This is a genomic window from Nonomuraea terrae, from assembly GCF_004348995.1.
GTDB classification, from domain to species: Bacteria; Actinomycetota; Actinomycetes; order Streptosporangiales; family Streptosporangiaceae; genus Nonomuraea; species Nonomuraea terrae.
In genome coordinates this window covers 1-10259 of record NZ_SMKQ01000270.1, presented here as the reverse complement: position 1 = coordinate 10259, position 10259 = coordinate 1, and the positions used below count along the sequence as shown (strand labels likewise).

The 10259-nt window shown below is 73.6% G+C and carries 8 protein-coding genes and 1 pseudogene; 4 read left to right on the top strand and 5 right to left on the bottom strand.

Going from position 1 to position 10259, the window contains the following annotated elements; genetic code table 11:
* The 3 genes from E1286_RS42905 to E1286_RS42895 form a co-directional block, all read right to left on the bottom strand.
* A partial coding sequence (locus E1286_RS42905; protein ID WP_132622460.1) for an AAA family ATPase occupies positions 1-241 on the bottom strand: 241 nt, incomplete at its 3' end.
* Position 242: 1 nt separating this feature from the next.
* Positions 243-992: a nucleotidyltransferase domain-containing protein gene (locus E1286_RS42900; RefSeq protein WP_132622458.1), complete on the bottom strand. Its 750-nt coding sequence runs from the start codon at positions 990-992 to the stop codon at positions 243-245.
* Positions 989-1540, bottom strand: coding sequence for a nucleotidyltransferase domain-containing protein (locus tag E1286_RS42895; RefSeq protein WP_246075651.1), 552 nt, complete (start codon positions 1538-1540; stop codon positions 989-991). The genes E1286_RS42900 and E1286_RS42895 overlap by 4 nt, the downstream gene beginning before the upstream one ends.
* 127 nt (positions 1541-1667) lie before the next feature.
* On the opposite strand from E1286_RS42895, the gene E1286_RS42890 reads away from it, so the two are divergent.
* Both E1286_RS42890 and E1286_RS42885 read left to right on the top strand, forming a co-directional pair.
* On the top strand, positions 1668-3533 hold the full coding sequence (locus E1286_RS42890; protein ID WP_132622456.1) for a propionyl-CoA synthetase: 1866 nt from the start codon (positions 1668-1670) through the stop codon (positions 3531-3533).
* A gap of 78 nt (positions 3534-3611) precedes the next feature.
* The gene (locus E1286_RS42885) at positions 3612-6461 is read left to right on the top strand and encodes an NACHT domain-containing protein (RefSeq protein ID WP_132622454.1); all 2850 of its coding nucleotides are present in this window, start codon (positions 3612-3614) and stop codon (positions 6459-6461) included.
* Between the two features lie 77 nt (positions 6462-6538).
* Here E1286_RS42885 and E1286_RS42880 read toward each other — a convergent pair whose 3' ends face one another.
* Together E1286_RS42880 and E1286_RS42875 are read right to left on the bottom strand one after the other, a co-directional pair.
* Entirely contained in the window at positions 6539-7699 is a 1161-nt protein-coding gene (locus E1286_RS42880; protein WP_132622452.1) for a sensor histidine kinase, read from the bottom strand.
* Positions 7696-8351, bottom strand: a pseudogene (locus tag E1286_RS42875) (response regulator transcription factor). The gene E1286_RS42880 and the pseudogene E1286_RS42875 overlap by 4 nt, the downstream one beginning before the upstream one ends.
* A 154-nt stretch (positions 8352-8505) precedes the next feature.
* On the opposite strand from E1286_RS42875, the gene E1286_RS42870 reads away from it, so the two are divergent.
* The gene (locus E1286_RS42870) at positions 8506-9948 is read left to right on the top strand and encodes a hypothetical protein (protein WP_132622450.1); all 1443 of its coding nucleotides are present in this window, start codon (positions 8506-8508) and stop codon (positions 9946-9948) included.
* Between the two features lie 112 nt (positions 9949-10060).
* A partial coding sequence (locus tag E1286_RS42865; RefSeq protein WP_223190892.1) for a hypothetical protein occupies positions 10061-10259 on the top strand: 199 nt, incomplete at its 3' end.

Below are 10259 nucleotides of genomic sequence, written 5' to 3'. Positions count from 1 at the left end.
GGGTGGGGGTGCCGAGTCGGGCGAGGGCTCGGAGGAGGGTGGAAAGGGGGGCGACGCGGTCGAGTTCGGTGGCGCGTGCGTACGCGACCGTCATGCCGCGCGCCCGCGCGAGCCCCGCCGCCTCCTGCAGCAGGCGGCTCTTGCCGATCCCGGCCGGCCCTTCGGCGACCAGGGCTCCGGAGCCTGCCTCCAGCACCTCGGCGACCGCGCTGAGCGCGTGCCGCCTGCCCACCAGGTCCACGTCAGCGATTCTGCCCGTCCGCGAGCCGGGCGCGGACGACGACGTCGTGCAGGGCGTCCCCGGACGTGGCCCGCTCGGGCAGTCGCGACGCCTCCCGCGCCTCCTCCAGCACGGCCGTCATCCGCGCCACGTCCGGCTCCGGGTCCAGCCCGGCGGGCGCGGCGACGTGCTCGGCCGCCCGCTTGGCCGCGACCAGGTCCGGCAGGTACGCGGGCCCGTACTCGTACAGGCGGGTCAGGTCGGCCTCCAGTTCGCCGGTGCGCATGAGGTGCGTGCCCGTGGCGAGCACGCGGAAGGTGTACAGCAGCGGCTTCAGCTCGCCGCTCCTGCCGAACAGCCGCCACTGCGTACGCGCGAACCCGAGGTAGTGGTGGGCGTGGTGCCGGGTCACACATCCGGGGGCGAGCGCGACGAGCTCCTCGTGCACCGGCGAGGACGCCACGACCAGGGGCGACAGCAACTGCTCCAGCACGTAGCCGTTGCGCCCCAGCAGCAGCCGGCAGAACTTGGCCACGTCATGGGTGACGAGGTCCACCTCCACGCCGTCGCGCGTCCACGTACGGTCCAGCGTCGCCGGGCCGTCGCGCAGCCCCGCCACCTCCGCGACCGGCAGGACGTGCGCTCCCCGCAGGTCCACGTCGGAGTCCGCCGAGGGGAACCCGTACAGATGGGCTCCGCTCACCGTCGCGAAGACCGACGGGTACGGCTGCCCGCCCGGGATCTCCGGCAGCCAGCCGGGCAACGCCGTCACAGGAACTCCTTCCGTACGCCGACCAGGAACTCATCCACCCGCTCGCGGTCCGGCAGCGGCGGCAGGACGGTTGGGGCGGCGGCCAGCTCCGCCGACAGGGCCGCCCGCCACGCGTCCACCTCCGCCCACGGCACCTCGCCGCGCCGGATGGCGAGCAACCGCTCCCGGTGCTCCCCGACCCGCACCGACGGCTCGCCGTGCCGTACCAGGTGCAGGCCGCTCAGCAGCAGCCGGATCATGTGCATGGCCTGCTTCCACTTCGGCCGTTCCGGATCGAGGCGGCGGAACTGGTCCTCGGCATAGCCCGCGAACGACCGGTGCGCCCGCTGCGACAGGAACGCCTCCCGCAGGTCGAGCAGCCGCCGCCCGGCGGGCGTGACCACCTCCACGAGGGGCGACCACAGGCACTCGAGAACGGTGGGGTTGGCTTCGAGGGCGAGGCGGCAGAAACGCTCGACCTCCCACGAGAACTGCTCCGGCAGCGGCCCGTCCCGGTGCGTGGGCGGTTTGTCCAACCGCCAGAAGGCGGCGGTGGGGGCCGCGAACACGCCACTCGGTGTCGGAGGCGTCCGTCTCCAGCGCGTACGCACGGGATCCCACCACCACGGAAAGGATCATGTCTTCGCTCACCCGTCATATCTTGCGCCATGGGGGACCGCCTGTTCTGATCGAGAAGTGAGCGGCTACGACGACACCTACCGGCACAGCATCGAGCGGCCCGAGGCGTTCTGGGGCGAGGCGGCACTCGGGATCTCCTGGGACGAGGCGCCCGCCACCGTGTACGCGGACGGGCGGTGGTTCCCCGACGGACGGCTGAACACCTGCTACAACGCCCTCGACCGGCACGTGGCGGCGGGCCGGGCCGGGCAGGCGGCGCTGATCTACGACAGCCCGGTCACCGGCACCACCCGCGCCTACACCTACGCCGAGCTGCTCGACGAGGTGGCGAGGACGGCGGGCATGCTGCGCGACCTCGGCGTGACGGCCGGCGACACCGTGGTGATCTACATGCCGATGGTGCCCGAGGCCGTGGTCGCCATGCTGGCCTGCGCGCGGCTCGGGGCGGTCCACTCGGTGGTGTTCGGCGGGTTCGCGGCCAGGGAGCTCGCCGTGCGGATCGACCACGCCAGGCCCAAGGTGGTGCTCTCGGCGTCGTGCGGCATCGAGCCGGCGCGGGTGGTGGCGTACAAGCCGCTGCTGGACGCCGCGCTGGAGCAGGCCGGGCACGCGCCCGACCGGTGCGTGATCCTGCAGCGGCCGCAGTGCGCGGCCGAGCTGCGCGACGGACGCGACCTCGACTGGGCGGGGGCGGTGGCCGGCGCCGAGCCGGCCGGCTGCGTGAGCGTGGCCGCCACCGACCCGCTCTACATCCTCTACACCTCCGGCACCACCGGCTCGCCCAAGGGCGTCGTCCGCGACAACGGCGGCCACGCGGTCGCGCTGCACTGGAGCATGTCCCACGTGTACGGCGCCGCGCCCGGCGAGGTCTACTGGGCCGCCTCCGACGTGGGCTGGGTGGTCGGCCACTCCTACATCGTCTACGCCCCGCTCCTCGCGGGCTGCACGACGGTCCTGTACGAGGGCAAGCCCGTCGGCACCCCCGACCCTGGGGCGTTCTGGCGGGTGGTGGCCACGCACGGCGTGCGCACGCTGTTCACCGCGCCGACCGCGATCCGCGCCATCAAAAAAGAGGACCCATCCGGAGATTTTGCGAAAAAGCACGATTTGTCCAGCCTGCGCTACCTCTTCCTCGCCGGCGAGCGCCTCGACCCTGACACCTACCACTGGGCCTCCGACCTGCTCGGCATCCCCGTCATCGACCACTGGTGGCAGACCGAGACCGGCTGGCCGATCGCCGCCAACTGCGTCGGCATCGAGCGGCTGCCCGTCAAGCCCGGTTCCCCGACCAAGGCCGTGCCGGGCTGGGACGTGCGCGTCCTCGACTCCGACGGCGGCGACTGCCCGCCCGGCGTCGAGGGCGCGGTCACCGTCAAGCTGCCGCTGCCGCCCGGCGCGCTGCCCACCCTCTTCCGCGACGAGGCCCGCTTCACCCGCTCCTACCTGGAGCGTTATCCCGGCCACTACCTGACCGGCGACGGCGGCCACCTCGACGAGGACGGCTACCTCTACGTCATGGGCCGCATCGACGACGTGATCAACGTGGCCGGCCACCGGCTGTCGACCGGCGCGATGGAGGAGGTCGTCGCCGCCCACCCCGACGTGGCCGAGTGCGCCGTGATCGGCGTCGCCGACTCGCTCAAGGGTCAGGTCCCGATGGGGTTCGTGGTGCTCAAGGCGGGCGCCGAGCGCGACCAGGAGGAGGTCGAGCGCGAGCTCGTCGCCCTCGTGCGCGAACGCATCGGCCCCGTCGCCGCCTTCCGCCGCGCCGTCGTGGTCGCCCGCCTGCCGAAGACCCGCTCCGGCAAGATCCTGCGCGCCACGATGCGCGACATCGCCGACGGCCGCCCGTACGAGGCGCCGTCCACGATCGAGGACCCGGCGGCGCTGCCGGAGATCGCCGACGCCATGAAAGGGACATGAGATCGTCTCGCGAAGGCGCCTCCGCAATCGGGGCTTACGACGCATGATGGGACATCCCCAGTCCCCCGGGAGCAGGCCATGATCGAGACCCCGAGCTACGCCGACGCCCTGAGGATCCTCGGCTGCAAGGACGGCAGGCTCGTCAAGGTCGTCGGGTTCGCCTCGACCGCGGCCCGCACCGGATACGCCCTGGCCGGCAGCGGTCAGCTGGCCACGACGAGCCTGCGCGACATGCGCGAGGCCATCGTGGCCTTCGGCGAGGACGTCGTCCGCCGCATGCCGGAGCCGAGGCGCGGCGTCGACCGGTTCACCCGCACCCAGCGGCTGGCCGCGGCGCACGCCGTCATCGTCGTCTCGGCGTACTTCGAGGCGCTCGGCGAGGCGCGGCTGCCGTTCACGCTGGAGCGGCTCGACCGCGGCGAGACGATCTCCCGGGGCGTGCCCACCCGCGAGAGGTTCGCCCGGCTGGTGGCCGCGCTGCTGCTGGAGCGCCTGCCCACGCCCGAGCCGCACGTGCCGTACGCCGACACCCGCAAGGAGGTCGAACGCGTCTTCCGGCGCATGTCCGAGGCCGTGGCCGGATACGTCGGCGGCCTGTCCGTCTGGGACGAGCTGAGCGCCGACGAGCGGCTCCTGCTGCCCCGCGTGCTCGCCGAGGGACCGCCCGCCCGGGCCCTGCGCACCTACGACGAGGACTACCGGTCGCTGACGCTCGACAGCCACGAGTTCGGGGTGCGCAGCCTGGTCACCGAACGCCCCCAGCGGGCCACGGCGCTGTCGCGGGCCGCCTGGCTGCTGGCCGAGCTGGCCCCGCCCCGCGTCGGGGACCAGCCGCTGATCCACCGGGTCAGGATGGCCGCCAACGCCCTCGACCAGCCGCTGCTGCTGGCCGGCAAGCTCCCCGAGGACGTCTCGCTGCCGCTGCTCGGCGAGGGCTACCTCAGCCCGCGCTGCCGGGTGGCGGAGCTGACCCGCGAGTCCGCGCCCGCCGACCGGGTCTGGTGGGAGGAGCGGCGGCTGCTGCCCGACCCGGAGGCGTTCCTGGTGGGTCACCTGACCTCGTTGCGGGCCACGCAGGCGCCGCTGCTCGTGCTGGGCGAGCCGGGCTCGGGCAAGACCAAGCTGACCGAGGTGCTCGCCGCGCGCCTGGCCCGCTCGGAGTTCCTGCCCATACGGGTGGAGCTCGGCGGCGTACGCGCCCGCGCCGGCGTCGCCGAGCAGATCGAGCAGGCCGTCGCCGCCGTGCTGGGGGAGAAGGTCGCCTACGCCGACCTCGTGGCGGCCGGCGACGGCGCGATGCCGGTGATCCTGCTGGACGGCTTCGACGAGCTGGTCCAGGGCGGCGTCCACCGTTACGACTACCTGGAGCGGGTACGCGAGTTCCAGGCCGCCGAGGCCGGCCACGGGCGTCCCGTCGCGGTGATCGTGACCAGCCGCACGGTGGTGGCCGACCGCATCCGCTTCCCTCCTGGGCTGCTCGCGCTGCAGCTGCGGCCGTTCGACGACGACCAGGTACGCCAGTGGCTCGACATCTGGGACCAGGCCAACCGCGCCCTGCTCGCCCGCCGCGACCTCAAGCCCCTGACCGCCGAGGCGGCGCTCGTGCACGGCGAGATGGCCCGCCATCCGCTGCTCCTGCTGCTGCTCGCCCTCTACGACGCCGGCGGCAACGCGTTGCAACACGACCACGGCCCCCTGGCCCGCTCCCGCCTGTACGAGGTGCTGCTGCGCGACTACACCGAACGCGAGACCGGCGGCGCCCATCGTGTGGCGATCGACCAGGAGCTCGTCCTGCTCGGCGCGGTGGCGCTGTCCATGCTGGCGCGCGGCAGCCAGGTCATCACCGACGAGGCGCTCAACCGGGATCTGCCCGCCCTGTGCCACGGCGGCGAGGAAGACCCCGGCGAGGACGAGCCGCGCGTCGACTGGGCGCGCCGGGCCACCGAGCGGTTCTTCTTCGTCCGCCGCAACGGCCACGCCTTCCTGCACTCGACGTTCGCCGAATTCCTGGTGGCCTGGCTGACCCTGTACGCCGTACGCGACCTCGACCGGCGCCGCCGCCTGGTCGGCGACGAGCCGCTGGCCCTCGTGCAGGCCGTGGACGACGACCTGCTGTACGCGGTCACGTCCCACTCGTGCCTGGCCGAGCGCGGGCCGACCGTCGGGTTCATCCTGGAGCTGCTGGAGGAGGTGCCCTCGGCGGTGCGCGCCCGCTGCGCGGACCAGCTGGCCGGGCTGCTGCGGCGTTCCCTGCACGAGCGGCCGCGGCGGCACTTCACCGGGTTCCGCCCGGTACGGCACACGATGACCCGCCGCCTGGCCGCCTACTCCGCGAACCTCACCCTCCTCATCGTGGCCGCTTCCGAGCAGCCGGTCACCGTCTCGTCGATCCTGCGCGGGCCCGACCATCTGGAGCGGTGGTCGTCGCTGACGTACCTGTGGAAGGGACAGCTCGGGCAGGAGGGCTGGGACGGGCTCGTCACCGCCCTCGCGGCCCGCCGGATCATGGCGGACGGCGTGGAGGACGTCCTGCTCGGGGCGGACGCGGACGCCGGCGCCATGGGAGACGTGGTCGTCGCGGTCGCCACCGGCCACACCCCCCGTCACCGCAGGCTGCTCGACCTGCTGCTGCGGGCGGTGGGGGAGGGGCGGTCACTGCCGTACCGGGAGCGCGCCGGCATCCTGGAGGAGCTGCTGCGCACGGCCGGCGTCCGCACGCCCGCCCTGCACCGGGCGCTCGGCGCGCTGTGGCGCGAGGAGGGGGCCGACCGGGCCGAGCTGCGGCCCCTGCTGGAGGCCCTGCTCGCCGACCCGGCCGACCGGCTCTCGACCTGGGACCAGCTCGTCAAGGCCGGCATCCCGGAATCGGCGCTGTGGGAGATCCACCAGGACGCCCTTCTCCCCGGCGACCCGCGCCGCCTCGACTGACTCCCACCGGGCCCTTGACTCCACGCGTGCGTGCTGCCCGGGGCGGAGGGCCGGCCGTAGCGCCCGGACGACGGATGTCATGCCGGCTCGGCGGGCAACTCCACTGTGATCGTCAGGCCGCCCTCGTCCCGAGGGCTCGCCGTCACCGTGCCGCCGTGCGCGTCGGCGATCACCCGCACGATCGACAGGCCGAGGCCGCTGCCCCGCTCCGAGCCGAGCCGGTCGCCGTGCAGCCGCCGGAACGGCTCGAAGATCGTCTCGATCTCGTACGGCGGCACCTGCAGCCCGGTGTTGGCCACCAGCAGCTCCACCCGGTCGGCCCGCCGCCGCGTCGTCACCCACACCTCCCCGTCGGGATGGTTGTGCCGGATCCCGTTCTCCACGAGGTTCTGCACCAGCCGCTCGACGAGCACCGCCTCGCCCGCCGTCGGGGCCGGGTCGAGCAGCTGGTGCACCGTCACCTGCCGCCCGGCCGCCTCCTGCGCCGCCTGGTCGAGGACGTGCTCGGCCACGTCCGACAGGTCGAACGGCCGGCGGTCCAGCACGGCCCGCTCGCCCTCCGCCAGTGCCAGCAGCCCGTCGATGAGCCGCTCGTTCCGGGCGTTGACCAGCAGCAGCGACTCGCCCAGCCGCTTGACGTCCTCGGTGGCGTCCTGCCGCCGCACGGCCACGTCGACGAGCGTCCGGTTGATCGTCAGGGGTGTGCGCAGCTCGTGGGAGGCGTTGGCGACGAAGCGCCGCTGCCCGTCGAACGCGCGCGCCAGCCGCTCCAGCATGGTGTCGCAGGTTTCGGCCAGCTCGCCGACCTCGTCCCGGGGGCCCCGGTGGCCGATGCGCTCGGTCAGGTCGTGGCTCTGGGCCACCCTGCGCGCGGTCTCGGTGACCTTCCTGAGCGGGCGCAGCACCAGGCCCGACGACCGCCAGCCGAGCCCGAACGCGGCGGCCGTCCCGGCCCCCACCGCGATCCAGCCGAACGTGCGCACGTCGCCGAGGACGTCGTCCTGGTAGGTGCTCCGCACGCGCATGGCGAAGCCGCGGGCGAGCTCGTACCCGTCGGAATACCGCGGCGCGTAGTACAGGTGGTGGTCGCGCGTGACCCGGACGAAGTCGGGGGTGAGGAGCGAGCCCCGGTATTCGAGACTCGACCGTACGACGAGATAGAGGCCGGCCACGACCAGCCCGGAGAGCACGAAGAACACCGCCGCGCAGGCCAGTGCGGAACGCAGGCGCACACTCATGGGATGCGATACCCCGATCCCGGCACGGTCACGATCACCTGGGGCTCGCCGAGCTTCTTGCGTAACTTCACCATCGTGGTGCGCACCGTGTTCGTGAACGGGTCCGTGTGCTCGTCCCACACCTTCTCCAGCAGCAGCTCCGCCGAGACCACCGCCCCCTGGGCCCGCAGCAGCTCCGCCAGCACGCCGAACTCCTTGCGCGCCAGCGGCACGTACCGGCCGTCGCGGAACACCTGCCGGTGCGCCCGGTCCAGCCGCACCCCCGCCCGCTCCAGCATCGGCGGGTCCGCCGGCCTGGACCGGCGGCCCAGCGCGTGCACCCGCGCCACCAGCTCCTCGAACGCGAACGGCTTGGGCAGGTAGTCGTCCGCACCCAGGGCAGCCCCGCCACCCGTGAGCGGACGTCGCCCGCCGCGGTCAGCATGAGCACCCTGACCAGCCGGCCGCGCTCGACGACCGCCCGGCACACCTCGTCCCCGTGCGTCCCCGGCAGGTCACGGTCGAGGACGAGCACGTCGTACTCGTGCACGCCGAGGCGCTCGAGCGCCGCGTCGCCGTCGTAGGCGACGTCGACGGCCAGCGCCTCGCCCCTGAGACCCTCGGCGATCGAGTCGGCGAGCATCCGCTCGTCCTCGGCCACGAGAACACGCACCCGTACCCCCAAGACAGACGACAAAGAGCCACCAGTGTGGACCAGATCGCATAACGCGCGCATAACCACTTTCGGTGACGCCGGCGTTATCCGCCACCGGCTGAACTGCCTCCCCACGGCCGGGATCCGCCCGGCCCGCGTCTCAGGGGGACGCATGACAGCCGTCACGACGCGGCCGCACACGGACGGCCCCGTCATCGGGACGCCCACGCGGCATCGGGCGCTCTGGTGGGTGCTGATCCCGGCCGTCGCACTGCGGGTGCTCGTCATGCTGGGCTACGACACCGCCCAGCTCTACTGGTACGACTCCTTCACGTACCTGGACGCTGCCGTCCACCTGCGCCCGCAGGGAACCTTCCACCCGGCGGGATACTCGTGGTTCCTCTGGCTGCTGCGGCCGTTCAGCAGCGTGGAGCTGATCGCAGGCGTCCAGCACGCCCTGGGGGCCGGCGTGGGCGTGATGGTCTACGCGCTGTTGCGCCGCTGGTCGCTGCCCGGCTGGGCGGCGGCAGCGGCCGCCGTGCCGGTGCTGTTCGACCCGGCGTTCCTGCGCCTGGAACACGCCGTGCTGTCCGACCTGCAGGTGATCGTCCTGGTGACGGCGGCCCTGCTGGTGCTCACCTGGCGGCCCGAGGTGTCCGTACGGGCGGCCGCGGCGGCCGGCGTCCTGCTCGCCCTGGCGGGGCTGACCCGCACCGCGGCCGTTCCGCTGATCGGCGTGGCCGCGCTCTGGCTGCTGGTACGCCGCACGCCGTGGCGCAGGACCGCGGCCCTGCTGCTCGCGGGCGCGCTGCCGCTGGCCGCCTACGCCGGCTGGTACGCCCAGCACCACGGCAGATTCGCCCTGACCGGCTCCGACGGGGTCGCCCTGTGGGCCCGCACCATGACCTTCGCCGACTGCTCGATCGTCAAGCCGCCGCCCGCCGAGGCCGCCCTCTGCCCGAACGGCACCGTCACCGACGCCGCCTCCGAGTACGTCTGGCACCCCCGCTCCTCGCTCAACCTCCTGCCCGGCGACCGTTTCTCCCACAATGGGCCGGCCCGGTCGTTCGCCCTGCGGACGATCGCCGCCCAGCCGCTCGACTACCTGCGCGAGGTCGTCCGGGACACCTCGCTGGCCTTCACCTGGGAGCCGGTCGCCCACCCGAAGCGGGTGCGTGCCCATACGTCGTTCCCGCGCGGCGCGTGGCCGCTGCCCGAGCAGCACGCCCTCATCGGCGAGGTCAGACGGGAGTACGACCCCGACATTCGCGGCATGCGCTCGGTGGAGCCGTACGCGTCGATCCTGGCCGCCTACCGGTATCCATGGCTGCTCCACGGACCCCTGCTCGCCGTGCTGCTGGTGGCGGGCGGGCTGGGCGCGCTGCGGCGGCGCGGTGCGGCGCTGCTGCCATGGTCGCTGGCGATGGTCCTGCTCGTCGGGCCGGTCGCGGCGCTCGACTTCGACCACCGCTACGTCGTCCCCGCCATCCCGCTGGCCTGCGTGGCCGCGGCACCCGCGCTCCGGCACGTGGCGTCCGCCGTCCGGCGCGCGGCGTCCGCCGTCCGGCGCGCGGCGTCCGCCGTCGCGAGGAGGGTCGCCTCCCGCCGGGCCTGACGCACCGAATCACCTGCGTCCGCCGTACCCGGGTACCGCGGCGGGAGTATCGCCCTGCGGGGAAGGGGCGCACTACCGTGCAGGTGTGAAGACAATGGCCCTGGTTTGCGTCATGGCGGTGGCCGTTTTCTTCTCCACGTTCATGGCCTACGGCAACCAGCCGGCCGCCCGGCCCCTCGACCCGCTCGGGTATGCGCTGCTGGCCGCCACCGTGCTCGGGCTGGCGTGGTGGCGCAGACGGCCGGAGGCGGCGCTGGCCGTGTCCGCGGGGGCGGCGGCGGTGATCTTCACGTTCGGGTACGCCATCGCGC